This is a genomic window from Tateyamaria omphalii, assembly GCF_019802125.1.
Classification (GTDB): Bacteria; Pseudomonadota; Alphaproteobacteria; order Rhodobacterales; family Rhodobacteraceae; genus Tateyamaria; species Tateyamaria omphalii_B.
Genome location: NZ_JAHVHT010000004.1, coordinates 94,880 through 114,432 on the forward strand (window position 1 = coordinate 94,880; position 19,553 = coordinate 114,432).

Annotated in this window: 18 protein-coding genes; 4 read left to right on the plus strand and 14 right to left on the minus strand. The window is 62.4% G+C overall.

The features are described from left to right. Complete coding sequence (locus KUV51_RS16385) at nucleotides 1-225, plus strand: hypothetical protein (protein ID WP_222522530.1); 225 nt, start codon at nucleotides 1-3, stop codon at nucleotides 223-225. On the opposite strand, the gene KUV51_RS16390 is transcribed toward KUV51_RS16385, so the two are convergent. Further along, a complete protein-coding gene (locus tag KUV51_RS16390; protein ID WP_222522531.1) occupies nucleotides 222-611 on the minus strand; it encodes a RidA family protein in 390 nt (129 codons plus the stop codon). The two genes, KUV51_RS16385 and KUV51_RS16390, sit on opposite strands and share 4 nt — an antisense overlap. A gap of 199 nt (nucleotides 612-810) precedes the next feature. Between KUV51_RS16390 and KUV51_RS16395 the strand changes: the two genes are divergently transcribed. Next, the gene (locus KUV51_RS16395) at nucleotides 811-2,043 is read left to right on the plus strand and encodes an amidohydrolase family protein (protein WP_315898838.1); all 1,233 of its coding nucleotides are present in this window, start codon (nucleotides 811-813) and stop codon (nucleotides 2,041-2,043) included. A gap of 197 nt (nucleotides 2,044-2,240) precedes the next feature. Next, the gene (locus tag KUV51_RS16400) at nucleotides 2,241-3,908 is read left to right on the plus strand and encodes an ABC transporter substrate-binding protein (RefSeq protein WP_222522532.1); all 1,668 of its coding nucleotides are present in this window, start codon (nucleotides 2,241-2,243) and stop codon (nucleotides 3,906-3,908) included. 156 nt (nucleotides 3,909-4,064) lie between these two features. On the opposite strand, the gene KUV51_RS16405 is transcribed toward KUV51_RS16400, so the two are convergent. The 13 genes from KUV51_RS16405 to KUV51_RS16465 form a co-directional block, all read right to left on the minus strand. Further along, nucleotides 4,065-4,532, minus strand: coding sequence for a 3-hydroxyacyl-CoA dehydrogenase family protein (locus KUV51_RS16405; protein ID WP_222522533.1), 468 nt, complete (start codon nucleotides 4,530-4,532; stop codon nucleotides 4,065-4,067). After that, nucleotides 4,529-5,419 carry a helix-turn-helix transcriptional regulator gene (locus tag KUV51_RS16410; RefSeq protein ID WP_222522534.1) on the minus strand — a complete coding sequence of 297 codons (891 nt, stop codon included), beginning with the start codon at nucleotides 5,417-5,419 and terminating at the stop codon, nucleotides 4,529-4,531. Before KUV51_RS16410 ends, KUV51_RS16405 begins: the two co-directional genes overlap by 4 nt. 59 nt (nucleotides 5,420-5,478) lie before the next feature. Continuing rightward, the gene (locus KUV51_RS16415; RefSeq protein ID WP_222522535.1) at nucleotides 5,479-5,901 is read right to left on the minus strand and encodes an acyl-CoA thioesterase; all 423 of its coding nucleotides are present in this window, start codon (nucleotides 5,899-5,901) and stop codon (nucleotides 5,479-5,481) included. Beyond that, nucleotides 5,898-6,359 carry a flavodoxin domain-containing protein gene (locus KUV51_RS16420; RefSeq protein ID WP_222522536.1) on the minus strand — a complete coding sequence of 154 codons (462 nt, stop codon included), beginning with the start codon at nucleotides 6,357-6,359 and terminating at the stop codon, nucleotides 5,898-5,900. The genes KUV51_RS16415 and KUV51_RS16420 overlap by 4 nt, the downstream gene beginning before the upstream one ends. A gap of 27 nt (nucleotides 6,360-6,386) precedes the next feature. Next, nucleotides 6,387-6,563, minus strand: coding sequence for a hypothetical protein (locus tag KUV51_RS16425; protein WP_189799491.1), 177 nt, complete (start codon nucleotides 6,561-6,563; stop codon nucleotides 6,387-6,389). An 11-nt stretch (nucleotides 6,564-6,574) separates the two neighbouring features. Further along, nucleotides 6,575-8,023 carry a benzoyl-CoA 2,3-epoxidase subunit BoxB gene (gene boxB, locus KUV51_RS16430; protein WP_222522537.1) on the minus strand — a complete coding sequence of 483 codons (1,449 nt, stop codon included), beginning with the start codon at nucleotides 8,021-8,023 and terminating at the stop codon, nucleotides 6,575-6,577. 49 nt (nucleotides 8,024-8,072) lie between these two features. Next, nucleotides 8,073-9,731, minus strand: coding sequence for a 2,3-epoxybenzoyl-CoA dihydrolase (gene boxC, locus KUV51_RS16435; protein ID WP_222522538.1), 1,659 nt, complete (start codon nucleotides 9,729-9,731; stop codon nucleotides 8,073-8,075). Between the two features lie 99 nt (nucleotides 9,732-9,830). Continuing rightward, complete coding sequence (locus KUV51_RS16440) at nucleotides 9,831-10,640, minus strand: alpha/beta fold hydrolase (protein WP_222522539.1); 810 nt, start codon at nucleotides 10,638-10,640, stop codon at nucleotides 9,831-9,833. Further along, complete coding sequence (locus KUV51_RS16445; RefSeq protein ID WP_222522540.1) at nucleotides 10,640-12,166, minus strand: benzoate-CoA ligase family protein; 1,527 nt, start codon at nucleotides 12,164-12,166, stop codon at nucleotides 10,640-10,642. The genes KUV51_RS16440 and KUV51_RS16445 overlap by 1 nt, the downstream gene beginning before the upstream one ends. Before the next feature lie 129 nt (nucleotides 12,167-12,295). Further along, nucleotides 12,296-13,612, minus strand: a complete 1,317-nt coding sequence (locus KUV51_RS16450) for a TRAP transporter large permease (protein ID WP_222522814.1) — start codon at nucleotides 13,610-13,612, stop codon at nucleotides 12,296-12,298. 42 nt (nucleotides 13,613-13,654) lie between these two features. Next, complete coding sequence (locus KUV51_RS16455) at nucleotides 13,655-14,212, minus strand: TRAP transporter small permease (protein WP_222522541.1); 558 nt, start codon at nucleotides 14,210-14,212, stop codon at nucleotides 13,655-13,657. 74 nt (nucleotides 14,213-14,286) lie between these two features. Continuing rightward, nucleotides 14,287-15,324: a TRAP transporter substrate-binding protein gene (locus tag KUV51_RS16460; RefSeq protein ID WP_222522542.1), complete on the minus strand. Its 1,038-nt coding sequence runs from the start codon at nucleotides 15,322-15,324 to the stop codon at nucleotides 14,287-14,289. Between the two features lie 126 nt (nucleotides 15,325-15,450). Further along, on the minus strand, nucleotides 15,451-17,865 hold the full coding sequence (locus KUV51_RS16465; protein WP_222522543.1) for an FAD-dependent oxidoreductase: 2,415 nt from the start codon (nucleotides 17,863-17,865) through the stop codon (nucleotides 15,451-15,453). A 160-nt stretch (nucleotides 17,866-18,025) separates the two neighbouring features. Between KUV51_RS16465 and KUV51_RS16470 the strand changes: the two genes are divergently transcribed. Then, nucleotides 18,026-19,549: a trimethylamine methyltransferase family protein gene (locus tag KUV51_RS16470; RefSeq protein ID WP_222522544.1), complete on the plus strand. Its 1,524-nt coding sequence runs from the start codon at nucleotides 18,026-18,028 to the stop codon at nucleotides 19,547-19,549. The last annotated feature ends 4 nt before the right edge of the window (nucleotides 19,550-19,553 follow it).

The window sequence follows — 19,553 nt, forward strand, 5'->3', positions numbered from 1 at the left end:
ATGTCGAACAAACAGACGTCCAACAAACACGGACCCACCCGCGGCGATCTGATGTTCCGCTTCTGGTTCTCAGCAGCCGGCCTTGCCATGCTGACCGGCGCGCTGATCTTCCGGGGCATGCCGCAGGGACCAGCAGGATGGGAAGCCATCGGCCTCGCCACCATTTTCTTCGGCGGCACCTTTGTCTGGACGCTTTGGAAACTGCTCCGCCGCGATCACGGCTAGGGGGCGGCGGCCCACACCTCGACCTCGACGGTGAAATCAGGACGGGTAAAGCCCGACACGATCATCAGCGTCGAACTGGGCAACACCTCGCGCCCCGCCAGAAACGCATCCCGCGCCGCCATGTAGTCGGCCATATGGCTGCGGTCCGTCACATAGGCACTGACATGGCACACATCCTGCGCGCCCATGCCGGCTTCGGCCAGAATTGCGGCGATATTGGCAAAACAGATGTCGGCCTGCGCCCGTGTCCCCGCGGGGACAGTCCCGTCGCCCGCCAACCCCAACTGCCCGGACGTGCGCACCAAGCGCCACCCGGCGGGCACCTCGACCCCATGGGAATAGCGGGCAAAGGGCGGGGCGATGGTCGGCGGAGCAAGGGCTTTCATGACCACCACTCTTGCGTGCGTCGGTGAAATTTGAAACCCTCCTCTCACAACGCTGGCACGGATTTCTTTTCAAGGGCCGCTGACATCCACTTCCAGAACGGGAGAGACTGACGGACATGCGGCTCATTTGCCTGCGCAGCAAGGTCAATTGCTCCAGAACATCCCCTGACCGCACCGACGCGATGATGGGCCGGCAGACGTGAACATCCTCGTTCCGCACGCGCTGGTGTCAGACCCTACCGGTTTTGGCGGGGTGCCACATGACGACTGCCTCCACGGGACACCGGTGATCACCAATGGCAAACTGTCCGGTCTCGCGCCGCCCACCGGCGCACCCGAATGTATGGTCCTGCCCCGGCTTGTCGAACCTCATTGTCACCTCGACAAGTGCCACACGATCCACCGGCTGGGCCAGGTCGGCGGCGACCTGCATCAGGCCATCGCGCGCCAGCACGACGACAAGTTCCACTGGGATGAAGATGACCTGCGCCACCGCGCGACTAAGGGACTGGCCGAGGCGCAGGACAACGGATGCACGCTGATCCGCAGCCATGTGGATTGGGGCAACGAACCGGCGCCGCCGCTCGCGTGGTCCGTACTGGTCGAGCTGGCCGAGGATCACCCGGGCCTGCAACTTGCGGCCCTGACCGGGATCGAGCTGTGGAGCTACCCCGAGTTTGCCGAGACCGTCGGCAACGTGCTGCGCCTGACCGACGGCATAGCGGGTGCGTTCATCTACGACGACCCGAGGACACGCGCGGGGCTTGAGGCGATCTTTGCCGCCGCGATGGCCCATGACCTGATGCTCGACTTCCACGTGGATGAAGGGCTGGGCGACCTCAACGGGTTGGAAATGATCGCAGATACCGCGCTTGAGACGGGCTTTGACCGTCCGATCCTGTGCGGGCACTGCGTCAGCCTGATGGACCGCAACCCACGTGACGTCGCCCGCATCGCGGACAAGCTTGCGCGGGCCGGGATCACGGTCTGCACGTTGCCGGTCACGAACCTGTATCTGCAAGGGCGCACCGACGGCACGCCGGATCGGCGCGGCATCACCCGGCTGCGCGAGTTGCGGGCGGCAGGCGTGCCGGTCGTGGTCGGGTCCGACAACGTGGCCGATGCGTTCTGCCCTTTGGGCGCCCACGACCCACGCGCGGCCCTTGCGCTCGCCTGTGTGACCGCCCATCTCGACCCGCCCTTGGGCGATTGGCTTTCTAGCATCACCACCGACGCGGCAAAGGCCGTGGGCGCTTCGCCTATCACCGTAGACGGCGCCGACCTGTCCCAGCTTCTGGTCTGTGATGTAACCCACACGGCGGATCTCGTGGCCGGGCGCGCACCCATGCGGTCCACGTCAGAACACCTGGGCGACACGCCAGAGGGCGCATTTAAACCTGCGAACGGCGCAAACTCGCAAAATGTCCGGTGATCGGTCTAGTATTCATATTCCTGCAACTCCGGGTCACGGGGTTGACGCCATGCGCCTGATCGTTTGAACTCCGGGCGTCTCCCGCCACGGGATGGCGACAAAAACGCAGGTCAACTGCAACACCGAACAGGTCGGGCACTCACCCTGGCCGACAAGGGCGCAAACAAATGTTTGCGACGCCAACAGAGAGGAAGAACATGACATTCATAACCCGCACCGGCAAGCCGCTGCCACAGGCCATCGTGGCCTCGGCCGCCAAGGTCGGCGACGATCCCATCAACCGCCGCGAATTTCTGGCGACAGCCAGCAGCTTCGGCGCCACCGCAGCCGTCGCCTACGGTATGCTGGGCCTGTCTGCGCCCGCCGCACGTGCCGCTGCGCATCAGGACGGTGGCACGTTGCGCTACCAGATCGAGGTCCGCGCGCACAAGGATCCACGCACCTATGACTGGTCGCAGATCGCCAACTTCTCACGCGGCTGGCTGGAATACCTGGTGACCTACGAAAACGACGGTACCTTCCAGCCCTCTCTGCTGGAAAGCTGGGAAATCAATGACGACGCCACCGTCTACACCCTCAACGTCCGCAAGGGCGTGAAGTGGAACAACGGTGACGATTTCACCGCCGAAGACGTGGCCCGCAACATCGCCGGCTGGTGTGAAAAGGACCTCGAAGGCAACTCGATGGCCGGTCGCTTCAACACGCTGATCGACGCCGACACGAACAAGGCCATCGAAGGCGCGATCGAAGTGGTCGACACCCACACGGTCAAACTGAACCTGCCCGCCTCCGACATCTCGCTGATCGCAGGCATGGCGGACTACCCGGCGGCCATCGTGCACAGTTCGTATACGCCGGAAACCGGGGTCAGCAACCCGATCGGAACAGGTCCCTACCTGCCCGAGTCGCTCGAAGTGGGTGTCAAAGGTGTCCTGGTCAAGAACACCGATCACACCTGGTGGGGCACCGAGGTCCAGGGCGGACCTTACATGGACCGCATCGAGTTCATCGACTACGGCACGGACCCCGCGGCGTGGATGGCTGCGGCCGAAGCCGAGGAAATCGACATGACCTACTCGGTCGATGGTGATTTCGTCGATCTGATCGCTTCCATCGACGGCATGGTGCAGAACGACATCGTGACGGCCGCGACCATCGTGGTCCGTCCGAACCAGCTGGCTGAAGTCGACGGGAAACGCCCTTACGAAGACGAGCGCGTGCGCCGCGCCATCACCATGGCTGTCGACAACAACATCCTGCTCGAGCTGGGTATCGGCGGCCGCGGCGAAGTGGCCGAAAACCACCACGTTGCCCCGTTCCACCCGGAATATGCCGAAATGCCCCCCATGGAGGTCGACCCCGCAGGCGCCAAGGCCCTGATGGACGAAGCAGGCATGGGTGATTTCGAGCACGAGCTGATCTCGATCGACGATGGCTACCGCAAGGACACCACCGACGCGGTCGCGGCCCAGCTGCGTGACGCAGGCATCAACGTCAAGCGGACGGTTCTGCCCGGCTCGACCTTCTGGAACGACTGGGCCAAGTACCCGTTCAGCTCGACCAACTGGAACCACCGCCCGCTGGGCGTCCAGATCTGGGCCCTGGCCTACCGTTCGGGCGAAGCCTGGAACGAGTTCGGCTGGTCCAGCCCCGAGTTCGACGAGAACCTCGCCAAGGCACTGGCGACAGCGGACGTCGAAGAGCGTCGCAAGCTGATGGCCATCGGCCAGAAGATGATCCAGGACGCAGGCGTTACGATCCAGCCTTACTGGCGGTCGCTGACCAACCACACCAAGGAAGGTCTGGTGGGTGCAGAGCACCATATCACCTACGAATTCCGCCCGGCCCAGGTCGCCTGGACCTGACCTGCGGATCGGAAAACGAACAGGAGGGGCCGCCATCGCGCGGCCCTTTTTCATGGATGTCAGAAGATCGATGGCATGACAGATCAGCATGACGCGACAAAACGGGACGGCGGGCGGGGCGTCTTTGGCGCAGCCAAACAGCGTCCGCCCAACGGCTCAGATCGTCGCCAACCGATCCACAGGGAAATGCAGCTGCGTGACCGCCGCATCCAGATCAGTGCGCAGCAGCGGACCAATATCGGCGTGCAGGCGCGCCACAAGGTCCGCGCCCGTCAGCTCGACACGGTCAACTTTCGCAAACCACGCCTCTTCACAGATCAGGTCTTCGATCAGCGGATCAATGACCGCACCGCCCCCACCGGGATAGCGGTAAAACCCCCAGCCAAAGCGTTTGCCCAACCGGCCCTCTGCCACCATACGCGGCAGAACGGGCGTAACATCGGCGCCCTTGCGCGCCGCCAGGACCTTGTCCAACCCGACAAGGTCCTGCACCTCGCACGGACCCAGCCCATAGCCCCAGTCGACCAGCGCCTCATCCAGATCCCAGGGTGTCGTGTGACGGTAAAGCAGCACCTCGCAAGCCCGCCAAAAGGCGTCCTGCAACGGGGTAACGGTTCCGCTCACGGGCCAAGGCCCTCAAGGAAACGATACTTGGCAATGATGGCCAGCAATTCGTTCAGTGACGTCGATACAGGCTTGGCCGCCGTATCCACCTGCGCCATGGCGCGCTCATAGGCAGGCGTCCGATGGCTCAGCAGCGCCTTGAGCTGCTCCATGGCCACCGGATTGCCCTCCATCGGGCGCAAGTCCCCCTGCGCACGGACACGCGCCATATGTTCACCCGGACTGGTGCGGATCCAGACCGTATGAAACCGCTCAAGCAGCATGTCATACGCCGCCTCATCGCCCACGATCCCGCCTGCAACAGCCAGAATAAGCTTGTCGTGCCGGTCCACCACACGCGCCACGGCCTCAGCCTCAAGCGCGCGATAACCATCCTGGCCATAAAGCGCCATAACCTCGGACAAGGGCATACCCGCCTCGGCTTCGATCTCTTCATTCAACTCGACAAATGGGATCTTCAGCTTTGCCGCTGCCATCCGACCAAGCGTGGACTTGCCCGCGCCGCGCAAACCAACCAGGCAAATGCGCTGCGCCCGTAACGCCAGTGGGTTCTGAGGTGCCAGAAGCGCCCGCACCCGGCCCTGCACCTGCGCAGGGGCGGCCTGATACAAGCGGGCCACGCGGGCCACATCCCCATGCATGGGCGGCGCTTCGGACAACAGGTCCTCAATCCGCAAGTTCAGCGCCGTCGCCACACGCTCCAACAGAATGACCGAGATATTGCCCTCGCCCGCCTCAAGCTGGGCCAGATAGCGGGGCGACACACCCGAGCGTTCGGACAACTCACGCCGGGGCAGGCCCAGCGCGTCACGCGCCGCGCGAACACGGGTGGCGAGGCGTGCAATCATCGGGATTGCGCCATCAGGTATGGGTTTTGGTGATGTCATGCGCACTTAATCTGTTCGTAATGGAAAGTTGTAGGGCGCGATGGCGCCAGATCAACGGATCATGTTGCGCGAAGATGCGGGGTCAGCGCGTCCCGCAGAACAGACGGTGCAGGCTGGCTCTTGAACTGGTCGGCAATGACAAAGACGCAGGTGAATGTTCCCTCGAAGCACAAGGTGCCATCCTGGCGCCCATCCACGCGAAAGGTCACGGACTTCTCCCCTAACCGGCTGGGCCACACCTCACAGATCAATCTGTGACGCGGCGTGACCGGCGCACGGAAGTCCATGCTCATGTGAACAAACGGGGTGCCGATATTGTGGTCAAGCTCAAGCTGATACCACCCATCCCCGCCCAGATGCGCCTCCCACCAGGCATTGATCGCGTCGAGGGCAAACCACGGCAAACGGGCGGTATAGGCGATTTTGGCCGGATCACAGTCGCCCCACGTGACCCGGATGTCGTGCGTGAAGGTTTCGCTCAAGCAGCCTGTTCCGCGTCCATCAATCCCATGATGCCCTTGACCCAAGGCAGCGCGATATCCTCGGGCATTTCAATGCCGGACGCATCGTGGATGCCGCGCTCGCCGACTTGCGTGGCCCCTTGCGCCTTCATCATCTCAGCGAGCTTCATGGAGCCGTGGGCGAACGTCTCGGCAAAGACCATGTCGCCCAGCCCGAAGATGGCAAATCGGATGCCGTTCAGGTCCGGCTTGCCTTCCGTCAACGCCTCTTCGAACGGCAATGCGGTCGACGGCAGATCGCCATTCCCATAGGTCGAGGTGACGATGATGTAGAAAGCGTCCTTTTCCATCGCGGAAGGGTCCACATCGGCCAGGCTCTGGATGTCGCAGTCGAACCCGTCGCCCAGTTCCGCCTCGATGTCTTCGCACAGCATTTCGGAATTGCCCGTCTCCGAGCCGTAATAAATACCCACTTTCATTGATGTACCTTCCGTCAGTGACCCGTTTCAATGACAGGTTTCAGCACTGTTGCCGGACATGTAGCGCTCTGACATGGCATCCTGCTCTTCGCGGGTGAGCATCATGTAAAGCGCAAAGCACATGCCTGTGCAGCCCTTGCACTCCAGCGCGCAAAAGGCACGTTGGGGCGGGGGTGTTTCAACAACAGTCCTTTGAACCTGCATCGCGTTCATCCTCACGCCATGTGAAGTTTTACGTATTCGAAGTCACCTGGCTTGTTGTCGATCCCGACCTTGGGCGGGGCGATCCAACTGGCGTATTTGCCGGGCTCGTAGCACGGCTTCATCAATGACTGAATAAAAGCACCATCTTCCTTGGTGGGCAACCATTCGTGCTGGCGCGCCTCCCAATCGGCGGAATTGATGAACTCACCCTCCGGCGTGATCGGCTGATTGGCAAACACCCCGATCTTCCGGTGGAACCCCTCATGCGGCAGCTTCAGTTCGAATTCGATGCCGGTGCGCGAGATCTGCTTGTTCCACCGGCGCAACCCGCCCGAGGCATCGCGGATGTAATCATCCCGCAGCCGCATGTTGATGGCCGTCAGCGCAGGCACATCCTGCGTCACGATCTTGCCGTCCACGATGCTCGCCACGGCATAGGTATCACCCGTTAGCTTATGATCGTCATCAATCCGCTGCTCCATATACCGCCCCTTGATGCCTGCATTGAACGCATTGGCAGCGTTGGTCGACACCTCCTGCCCAAACAGATCAAGGCTCAGCGTATAATGCAGGTTCAGCTTCTTCTGGATCGTCGGCAGATCAATGACGCCCAAATCGCGGATCTTGTCGATGTCATAGGGATCATCAATCCCATGCGCCTGCATCGCGGCCAAGGTCGCCTGAATGGTCCGCGTCACGCCCGTCTCACCCACAAACATATGATGCGCTTCCTCGGTCAGCATGAAGCGGCAGGTGCGCGACAGCGGGTCAAAACCCGACTGCGCAAGGCTCTCCAACTGCATCTTCCCGTCCCGGTCTGTGAAATAGGTGAACATGAAGAACGACAGCCAATCCGGCGTCTCTTCATTGAAGGCACCCAACATCCGCGGCGCATCCTCGTTGCCCGAGGACCGGACCAGCATATCATCCGCCTCCTCGCGCCCATCCTTGCCGAAGTATTTCTGCAGCAAATACACCATCGCCCACAGGTGCCGCCCTTCCTCGACATTCACCTGAAACAGGTTGCGCATGTCGTAAAGCGACGGTGCCGTCAGGCCCAGGAACCGCTGCTGCTCGACCGACCCCGGCTCGGTATCGCCTTGGATCACAATCAACCGCTTCAGCATGTTGCGATACTCGCCCGGCACCTCCTGCCACGCAGGCTCACCATAGTGCTCACCCATCGGAATGCGCCGATCCTCAACCGCCGGGGCTAACAGAACACCCCAGCGATATTCCGGCATCTTCACATAGTCGAACTTGGCCCAGCCCTTCGGATCCACGCTGACAGCCGTGCGCAGATACACCATCGATTCCTGAAAGTTCTGCGGGATCAGGTCATTCCACCAGTTGATATAGCCGGGGTGCCATTTCTCCAGCGCTTTCAGCACCTTGCGGTCCTGGCTCAGCCCCACATTGTTGGGGATTTGGGTGTCATAGCTGACGTTCATCACAGTCATGTCTTCATCTCCTCCTCATGTCCGTAGGGTGCGCATTCACTGCGCACCGCTACACACGTTCCATGTTGAAATCACCGCGCACACCGGTCCCATACCGCTGCAACGCGCCATCCTCTCCAACCGCATTGGGCCGGTTGAAAATCCAGTTCTGCCAGGCGGTCAGACGGCCAAAGATCCGCGTCTCCATCGTCTCCGGCCCGGCAAAGCGCAGGTTCGCCTCCATCCCGGTCATCGCGTCGGGGGAGAAGCTGGCGCGCTCCTCCAGAAAAATCCGGATCTCATCCTCCCAGTCGATGTCGTCGAGGATCTCGGTCACCAACCCAGCCTCGTCAGCCTCATCAGCCTCCAACGCCGCGCCGATATGCTCCCTAAGGCCCTCAGCCGCGTCCGACCCATAAAACCGCGTCTCCAACCGCGTCAGGTCATTCCCCATCGGATAGGCCCCAAAATTCCCCTTACTCAAGGTGATTGCGGCGAGGGGCCGATTGTCCCCCTCAAACTCGTCCTCCATCATGTAGGACCGGTCCACCGCCCACAGCAGCTCGGCCAAGACCCCGGCAAAGCAACTCCCATGCTCGACCAAGGCCACCAACGAGCGCGAGGTCACATCCACCCGCTTCAACACCCGCTTCCAATAGTGGCGGATCTCATTGCACAACCAATGCTCCGGGTTGTCCAAAACCAGCGCCTCATGGGCCAAGACCGCCTCCGGATCGCCCTGCGACCGGATCACCCACAGCCCCGCCTCCATCTCATTGAGACGCAGATGCAAAACCGCATCTTCCAACTCCCGCGCAAGCCGCAGGATGTAGGATTGATCGCCCTTAGCCACCAACGCCTCCACATCGGCAGGGGCGTCACCCTCGGGCCCCTTGATCAAAATCTCCGCCCGCCGCGCCGCGCGATCCACGGTCACTTCAACGAGGCCATAAGAAACCGACCCATCATCAGACACCGTCCGCTCAATAGGCCCCAGCGTGATCCCCTGCGCCACATCCGCCTTGGCCGAGGCCGCCGCAAACTCCGCCGCACGCTCCGCCACGACGTCATCAAACCGCGCATTGGGCACCGCCTCGTCCACCAGCTTCCACTGCACGGCACGCTTGCCCTTCACCCCTTCCTCGGTCGAACAAAACACATCCGCCCGATCCCGCCGCACCATCCGCTTGTCGGTCACACGGGTCAGGCCCCCCGTCCCCGGCAGCACCGCCAGCAACGGCACCTCGGGCAAAGCGACCGACGACGTTGAATCATCCGTCAGCATGATATGATTGCACGCCAGCGCCAGCTCATACCCACCCCCGGCACAGGCCCCCTGCACGGCAGCTACGTATTTCTGCCCGCTCTCCGCCTCCGCCGCCTCATAGGCATTCCGCGTCTCGTTCGTGAATTTGCAGAAGTTGACCTTGTGCGAATGCGCCGCCCCGCCCAGCATCCGAATATTGGCCCCGGCACAAAACACCCGGTCCTTGGCCGAGCGCATGACAACCACCTTCACCTCCGGATGTTCAAACCGCATCCGCTGGACCACATCGTTCAACTCGATATCGACACCAAGGTCATAGGAATTCAGCTTCAACTGATAGCCGTCAAACAGCCCGCCATCCTCGTCCACATCCATCCAAAGCGTCGCCACCGGACCGTCATAGTCCACACGCCAATGCTTGTAGCGGCTGGGATCGGTCCGGAAATCGATGATCTGGGTCATGAATCACATGTGCCTTGAAGGGTCGAAAGTGGCATTATGCTACACCGCGCAGGCCCTGAAATGCACAATATGCCGCCGCATACCGCGATTTAATGCACTTTACTGCGTCTCCGAGGGCGCATCCTCCAACGCCATCAACGTCGCGCAGAACGCCGCCACAGCGGGCGTCACGATCTCCGGCGCATCTTCATGCGGCGCATGTCCGGCCCCATCGACGATCAACGCCTCGACCGGGGAATAGGCGCGCTCCTGCACCTCCCGAACCTGCGCCAGCGTGCCATAGGCATCCTCGGCCCCCTGGACGACCATCGCCGGGATGCGCCAGTGGTCAATCGCATCCGCCACGTTCCACTCGGCAAAGCGCGGATCGGTCCAGGCATCATGCCAGCCGTAGAACGCCACATCCGGGTGATCGTGATGCCGGGCCAAACGCTCCCGCAAATCACCGTCCTCATAGAGCGTCTTCGCCGCCCGAATGGCCTCCAGCCCCTCAGCCTCGGCAAAGAAATGCGGCGCAATCAGGATCAGGCCCCGCACCCGCATATCCGACACAGACCCCGCATAGATGGCGGCAATCGTCGCTCCATCCGAATGGCCCAGCAACAGGGCCGCCCGTATTCCGGCCGCATCCATGAGCGGGCCAAGCACATCCTCAGCCTCCCACGTCATGTATTCCAGCGGACGGGGCACGGGCACAGATGACGACCGCCCGTACCCAGCCCGAGAATAGGCCAGCACACCCATGCCCGTGGCGTCCGCCAACGCCGCAGGCCAGTCGCGCCACAGCCCGACCGACCCCAACCCTTCATGCAGCATCACCAGCGTGGGTGCGTCCCCCGGCGCAGGTCCCCAACACGCATATTCCAGATCATGCCCGGCAACCGAAACAATGCCTTTGCCCCAGTCCATCACGCGCCCTCCCGCAGCTTGAAACGCTGGATCTTGCCCGTCGCGGTCTTTGGCAGGCTCTCCACACACTCCACCCAGCGCGGATACTTCCATTTACCCACGCGATCCTTCACATGGTCCTTCAGCATCTCTTCGAGGCCCTCGGGCCGCTCCCCATGCGGCACGACAAAGGCCTTGGGCTTCTCGAGCCCATCCTCATCCTTCGCGGCCACCACGGCGCATTCCAGAACCGAGGCATGAGAGGTAATCGCCTGCTCCACCTCAAAAGGGCTCACCCAGATCCCTGACACCTTGAACATGTCATCCGTCCGCCCGCAGTAGACGTAGCGCCCATCTGCCCGCCGCTCATACTTGTCGCCCGTTCGGGTCCATACGCCCTCGAACGTACCCCGCGTCTTGTCCCGCCGGTTCCAATACCCCCCGGCAGCAGACGCCCCATTGACCAGCAGTTCACCGACCTCACCCGTACCAACCTCGGCCCCGGCTTCATCCACAAGCCGCACCTCATACCCCGGCACCGGCACGCCCGACGTGCCGTAAACCACATCCCCCGGCGCATTCGACAAAAAGATATGCAGCATCTCGGTCGACCCCACGCCATCAAGAATGGGCACGCCGGTCAGCTTCTCCCACCGCAGCCCCACATCCTCCGGCAACGCCTCACCCGCCGAAATGCACGTCCGCAAAGGCGCATCCGGCGCCCCGTGGCGCTCCATATGCGCCACCATCGCGGCATAAAGCGTCGGCACCCCGCAAAACACGGTCGGCTGCTCCTCCGCAATCACCTGCACCATCGCATCCGGCGTCGGCCGCCCGCCAAAGATCACGACCGTTGCGCCCACCGACATCGGAAAGGTCATCGCGTTGCCCAGCCCATAGGCAAAGAAAAACTTCGCGGCTGAAAACACCACATCCTCCGCCCGCACCTGCAACACATGCGCGCCATAAGTATCCGCCGTCGCCTTCAACGCCGAATGGATATGATGCACCCCCTTCGGCTGCCCGGTCGAGCCCGAGGAATAGAGCCAGAACGCCGTCTCATCATCCTTGGCCTCAAACGGCTCCAACGGCGCACCCGCATGCGCCATGAAGGCGTCATAGGTCTCCGCCCCCTCCCGCGCGGCACCAACAACCACAACACGCCGCAGATACGGATTGCCCGCCAACACCGGCGCCACCACGTCCCACAACGGCTCCGACACAACCAGCATCGTCGCCCGACTGTCCCGCAAAATCGCATCGTACACGGGCGTCGCCAGCAGCGTGTTCAGCGGCACCGGGATCACCCCCGCCTTCAGCGCGCCCCAGAACAGCACCGGAAACTCGATCTGGTCCAGCACAAGCATCGCCACCCGCTCCTCGGGTCGCACATCCGCCGCCAGAAACGCCGCCGCCGCCCGGCCCGACGCCCCGGCCAGCGCGCCATAGGTCAGGCTGCGCCCGGTCCAAACCTCACGAAAGGCGACAGTGTCGCCACGCCCCTCCGACACATGCCGGTCCACGAAATAGGATGCCGCGTTCGCCATGTGTCCCCTCCCAAAGACTCAAGGTCGCTGCGGTATAGTGCGCGGCACGCCCGCATCTCACAAAGAGTGCGCACTTAAGTTAGCACTTTAATGCAAATCAACACCGCACCCACAAAAGCGCACAGCGCGTCAGGGGATCAAAAACAGCGTGATCGCGGGAAAGGCCACCAGCAGAATCACCCGGAAAATGTCCGACCCGACAAAAAACAGCACCGCCTTGTAGGTTTCGGTGATCGGCGTCTCCCGGTCCATCGCGTTGATGATGAACAGGTTCATCCCCACCGGCGGCGTGATCAGCCCCACCTCCACGACGATCAGCACCAGAATGCCAAACCAGATCGCCACATGCTCCGGGCTCATCCCGAAATCGAGGCCCGAGATCACCGGGAAAAAGATCGGCACCGTCAGCAGGATCATCGACAGGCTGTCCATCACACAGCCGAACACCAGATAGAACAGCAGGATCACGCTCAGCACCAGAATGGGCGTAAACCCCTGGGACAGAACGAAATCCGCCAACCACTGCGGCGCGCCCGACAGGGCCAGAAACCCGTTATACTGCGCCGCCCCAAACACGATGAAAAAGATCATGGCGGTGGTCTTGCCCGTCCCGATCAGCGCCTCGCCCAGCACATGCCAGCTCAGGTTGCCGCCCAGCCAAGCGACCAGCCCGGTGCCCGCCGCACCCACAGCAGCGCCCTCGGTCGGCGTGAACCACCCGGCGTAAATACCGCCCACAACCAGCGCAAAAATTGCCAGCACCGGCCACGTCTCGCCCAGCGCCTTCCAGCGCTCCGGCCACGGCACGGCCTCCCGCGTGCCCGCACTGCCCGGGAACAGGCGCACATAGATGGAAATGGTCAGCACATAGCCGACCGCCGCCAGAATGCCGGGGACAAAGGCCGCCAGAAACAGCTTGGCAATATTCTGCTCCGTGATGATCGCATAGATCACCAGGATCACAGACGGCGGGATCAGAATGCCCAGCGTGCCCCCGGCAGCGAGGGTCGCGGTCGAGAACCCGCCTGAATACCCGTATCGTTTCAGCTCCGGCAGCGCCACGCGGCCCATCGTGGCCGCCGTCGCCAGTGACGATCCGCAGATCGCGCCAAAGCCCGCACAGGCGCCGACCGACGCCATGGCAACGCCGCCCTTCCGGTGGCCCAGAAAGCTCTCCGCCGCCTTGAACAGCGACGTGGACATGCCGGACAGGGTCGCGAACTGCCCCATCAGCAGGAACATCGGAATGATGGTGAGCGAGTAATTCGAAAACGTCGTGTACGTCTCCGATTTCAGCTTGGCGAGGATCGGCGTGGCATTGCCGTTCATCGCAAAAATCCACCCGAGCAACCCCATCAGGAACATCGCAAGCCCGATGGGCGCGCGCAGAAAAATTAGGCCCAACAAAATAGGAAACGACCAGAACCCCAGTTCCAACCGGGTCAGGCCCAGAAACTGGACAATATCGCGAATCCAATCCATCGCCTGTTAACCCTCTGGCAAAATCTGGCGCCCGGTGGCCGCTTCGACCACCCGCACCCAAGCGCAATAGACCGCCGTCAGCCCGGCAATCGCCGCAGCACCCACGCTCGCGGCATAGGCCCACCAGACCGGAAATTGCAGGAACAGCGTCGTCTCGCCATTGCCCAAATAGCGCAACATACCTTCGTACAGACGCAGGCCAATGAACACGATCACGGCGGCCAGCACGACCTCCCAGAACGCGCGCAGCCAACCCAGCCCGCGACGCGGCAGGGCCGAGGTGAACACATCGACCGTCGCGTGCTGACCATAGAACTGGCAGACCGGGAAAAAGGCGAAAATGGCAAATGCAACGCCCGCCTCAGTCAGCTCATAGGTGCCCTTGATCTCGTCCACACCACTCGCAAGCAGCATCTGCCCGAACCAGCCCTCGCCCAGCGCATGGCCCAGCTTTGACAGCTCGCGCCCCACGATCGACAGCGTTGTCAGCAGGACGAGGGCCACCAGAACGATACCCCCAATCACCGCCGAAAACCGCGACAGCCATTTCACGAGCCTAAACATACCTGCCTCTTTTCATTGGAAAAATCGGGCCGCAGCATTCCTGCCGCGGCCCGACTTTCATTCACGTAAACGGTTCAGCCTTCGTAGGCATCCATCAGCGCCCGCGCCTCGTCGATCAGCGCCTGACCGTCGATGCCCTTGCTTTCCATATCGGCCACCCACTCATCATAAATCGGCTGCGCCGCTTCCTGCCAGGCGGCCAGATCATCGCCCGACACGGTCACGATGCTGTTGCCATTGTCGACCGCCGCCGCGCGCGCCGGACCATCGGAATCCGCCTGCGTACCACCGGCAAAGATGCTGAACTCCAGCCCCGAATTGTCGTCGATCACCTTCTGCAGATCGGCAGGCAGCGACTCATACCGATCCTTGTTCATCGCCAGCACGAACGTCAGGGTATAAAGCGCATTACCTTCGAACTCGGTGTGATTGCCCACCAGTTCCGGGATTTTCAGCGCCGCCGTCACTTCCCACGGGATCGTGGTGCCGTCGATCACACCTTTGCTCAAGCCCTCAGGCACCGCAGGCACGGGCATCCCCACAGGGGTCGATCCCATCTTTTCCAGCAGGTTGTTCACGGTGCGCGACCCGCCCCGGATTTTCAGACCCGCCATATCCGCTGGCGTCTTCACTTCCTTGTTCACGTGGATCATGCCCGGCCCGTGGACCCATGTGCCCAGGATGTGCACATCCTTGAACTCGGTGTCTTTCATATGTTTTTCGAACATCTGCCAATAGGCGGACGACATCGCACGCGCGTCCGTCATCATGAACGGCAGCTCGAACACCTCGGTCCGCGGGAACCGACCCGGCGTGTAACCCACGACGGTCCAGACGACATCGGCCACACCGTCAACTGCCTGGTCAATCAGCTCCGGCGGACGGCCACCAAGCTGCATCGACGGAAAGCGGTCCACCTTGATCCGGCCACCGCTGGCTTCCTCGACATTGTCGGCCCAGACATCCAGCACCAGCTTGGGCACATTAGCTTGCGCGGGCAGGAACTGGTGCAGGTTCAGCGTGACCTCTTGCGCGAATGCGGCGGTCCCCGACCCGATGGCCAGCGCTGCCGCGCCCACCATGTTCAGGAACGATTTGCGTGTGAGTGACATGAATTTCCTCCCTTTTCCGGTCAGGCGTCCGTGCCCTGACTCGCTCTTCCGGGGGGATTGTTATGCAACGGGGCGAACGCTGTCACCCGCCTTTGTAACTATATCGCCGCTTTGTCATGCCCTCGCTCAGCCGCGCGGGAGGGTCATGTCCGGATCATAAGGGGACGGCGCGATCACCCGCGCCGGGATCATCTCACCCAGCATATCCACAGCAAATTCAGTGCCTTGCGCAGCAACGGCCGGATCGACAAAGGCATAGGCCAGGTTCATGCCGATCCGGTGCCCCCAATCGCCCGAGGTCACCGTGCCCACAACCACACCATCCCGCATGACCGACGCCCCGGGATGCGCAGGCGATGTGGTGCTGTCCACCCGCATACTCACCAAGCGCCGCGACAGCCCGTTCGCCCGCCGCGCTTCAAGCGCCGCCTTGCCCACGAAATCCTTATCCATCTTCAAAAACCGCCCCAGCCCCGTCTCGAACGGATCGAACTCCGTAATCAGATCGGCTTTCCAATGCAGAAACCCCTTCTCCATCCGCATCGCATCCACCGCCCGCGCCCCAAACAACCGCAACCCATGCGCCTCTCCCGCCGCCCGCAGAGCCAGATAAGCCGCATAAAGCTGCGCATTCGGCACATGGATCTCATAGGCCAACTCCCCCGAAAAACTCACCGACATCACGACAGCAGGGGCCACCCCCACAAACGCCCGACGCACCGACAACCACGGAAACGCCTCTGCCGACCAGTCCCCGCGCGACGCCTCCGACAGCACCGCCCGCGCCTTCGGCCCCGCCAGCACAAGGATGGTCCAGTCATTCGTAAGCGACTGAAACGACACATCAAACCCATCGGCATGAGCGCGCAGCCAATCCATGTCGTGCCACTCGGATGCGGCAGCCGACCCATACCAGACCGGTCCACCGGGCAGGTTGGCAACCGTCGCCTCCGCCTTCACACACCCATGGTGGTTCAAGAGATACCCAAGCCCAACCTTCCCCTCTTTCGTCGGCACCCGACCACAGATCACATGATCCAGAAACCGATGCGCATCCGACCCCGCAATCTCGATCCGGTTGAACCCATTGACCTCGGCCAGACCCACCCCGTTCTGCACGGCCTTCACCTCCTCGGCGACGACGTCAAAGGCCTCGTCAAAGTGAAACCCGTGCGTCACCTCGAACCCCGGCGCGGGCTTGAAATACTCCGCCCGCTCCCACCCGTTCACGACGGTAAACTCTGCCCCTTCCGCGGCCAAAACAGGGGTCAAAGGGGTCGCCTTGATCGGTCGCCCCGCCGGGCGATGCTCATTGGGGAAATGAAACCGAAACTCGTTCTGATAATCCTCGATGGCCTTCAGCGCCGTCAGCTCGACATTGCCATGGCCGGTAAACCGACGCGGGTCCAAAACCCACGTGTCATAACACGCCTCCCCATGCACGATCTGCTGGGCCAGCAGCCACCCATGGCCGCCACCCTCACCCAAACCAGCCCGCAACCCGATGATACAAAACGCATTCCGCTTGCCGGGAATGGGCCCGACCAAGGGCGCGCCGTCGATGGTATAGGTGATCGGCCCATTCACCACCGTATGCACACCCGCCTCCATCAGCGCGGGCATCCGGGCAAAGGCCCCCTCCAACACATCCGTCACCCGATCCAGATCGTCCGGGCACAGGTCGTTGGAGAAATCCGGCGAAATCCCGTCCATGCCCCACGTCTTGCAATCCTGTTCGTAGAACCCCAGCAGCAAGCCATTCTTCTCCTGCCGACAGTAATAATCGCTGATCGGACAGCGCAGCAGCGGCATCCGATGACCCGCATCGCGAATGGCCGGGATCTCTTCAGTCAGGAAATACTGATGCTCCATGGAGGCCACGGGATGATGCACTCCCATCATCGCGCCCACCTCGTTCACCCGGTAGCCGCAGGCGTTCACGACGACCTCGCAGTCAATATCACCCTTGGACGTATGCACAGTCCAGCTATCGTCCCGGTGCTGCGTCAGCCCCGTCACGGGCGTATGGCGATAGACCTCCGCCCCCGCCTTCCGCGCCCGCCGCGCCAGCGCCTGACACAACTGCGCCGGGTCAATGTCACCATCCAGCGGGTCCCAAAGACCGCCCACCAGATTGTCGGTCGAAATCAACGGATGCCGCCGCGCGCATTCGGCGGCATCAATCACCTCGAAATGCACATCCATGCCCCGCGCCATGGACGCAAAGTGGCGATACCCATCCATCTGCGCCTGCGTATTGGCCAGCCGAATGCCCCCATCCGCATGGTGGTAGTTGATGGGATACTCCGGGTCCTCTGCCAACTCCTGATACAGGTTGATCGAATGCGTCTTCAGCCCCACCATCGTCTGGTTCATGCCGAAATTCGTCACCTGCGCCGCCGAATGCCAGGTCGTGCCACTGGTCAACTCGTCCCGCTCGACCAGCACCACGTCGGTCCAGCCCTCCTGGGTCAGATGATACAGGGTCGAACAGCCCGCTATGCCTCCACCGATCACAACACAACGGGTCTGGGTCTTCATGGCGGCACTCCGGATTTGCATATTTGCCGGAACAATGAAGGGCACGGCCTGCCGGTCAATCACACCCGCCTGTCTTCACTGTTCTGAAAACATGTATTTGCTGTCGCTGAACTCGCGAGGCGACGCTTGCGCGAGCGCACAACCTGCCAACTCTGATCCCATGTCCGACCCGAAACCCATGCGCAAAGGGCGCAGCGCCCGCAAGAAAGCCCGTGCCGCAGGCCCACCCCTGAACCCCGCACCGCCGGGTCAGCCGGGCGGTCAATACCGCCCGCTGACAAACACGGACATTCACCACATCTACACCGCCGCCCTGTCCCTTCTGGCCGATCTCGGCATGGGCGAAGTCCCTGACCGTTTGCGCGCAACACTCGAAGCGGCAGGCGCGCAAAGCCTGCCAAACGGTCGCGTCTCGATCCCCGCCGCACTGGTGGAAGAGGCCATAGATCAAGCGCCCAAGACCTTCCCCCTCCACGGTCGCGACCCCACCCGCACGATCGAGGTTGGCGGCAAAGCCGTCCACTTCGGCACCGGCGGCGCGGCAGTCCAGACGCTGGACCGGCAAACCCGGCTCTACCGTCCTTCGACCCTGCAAGACTTGCACGACTTCACCCGGCTTCAGGACACGCTCACCAACGTCAGTTGGTTCACCCGCTGCTGCATCGCGGGTGACATGCCCGACGAATGGCTGCTCGACATCAACACCGCCTACGCGCTCCTGCGCAGCACGACCAAACCGGTCGCCACGGCCTTCACACTGGCTGAGCACGTCGCCCCCATCGTCCACATGTTCGACATGGTGGCCGGGGGCGACGGGGCCTTTGCCAAACGCCCCTTCGTCAAGGCGCATATCAGTCCCGTCATCTCACCCATGCGCTTCGGCGCGGATGCGGTCGACACGGTCTATGCCTGCATCGACCACAACATTCCCCTGTCCTGCATCACCGCCGCCCAGGCCGGGGCCACCGCCCCCGCCACGCTCGCCGGATTCCTCGCCCAATCGCTGGCCGAGACACTGGCCAGCCTCGTGATGGTGCACGCCATCAAGCCCGGCCACCCCATGGTGTTCTCGAACTGGCCACTGGTGATCGACCTGCGCACCGGCGCATTCGCTGGCGGGGGCGGAGAGATCGCCGTGATGAACGCCGCCTCCGCCCAGATCATCAACCATCTGGGCCTTGTCTCGGGCGTCGCCGCGTCCATGACAGACGCCAAGGCACTCGATGCACAATATGGCGTCGAAAAGGGGCTCACATCGCTTGCCGCAGCGCTCGCAGGCGGCAACCTGATCTACGAAAGCTCCGGCATGACGGCTGCCCTTCTCGGCGCAAGTTTCGAGGCCTTCGTGCTGGACGACGAAATGCACGCCGCCACCTACCGCATCCTGCGCGGGGTGGAGGTGTCGGACGACACGCTTGACCTTCCAGGCATCCATGCGGCGGTTCTGGGCGACGGCCACTTTCTCGGCGGTCCCGCCACAATCGCAGCCATGGAACGGGACTACGTCTACCCCACCCTAGCCGACCGAGAGACGCCCAAGACATGGGAAGACGGCGGCGCCCTCACCGCATGGGACCGCGCCGCGCAAAAGGTGGACACCATCCTTGCCACCCATCACCCAACCTATATTGATGCCGCCACAGACACCGCGATCCGCGCAGCCTTCGACATCCGCACCCCCTAAGGTT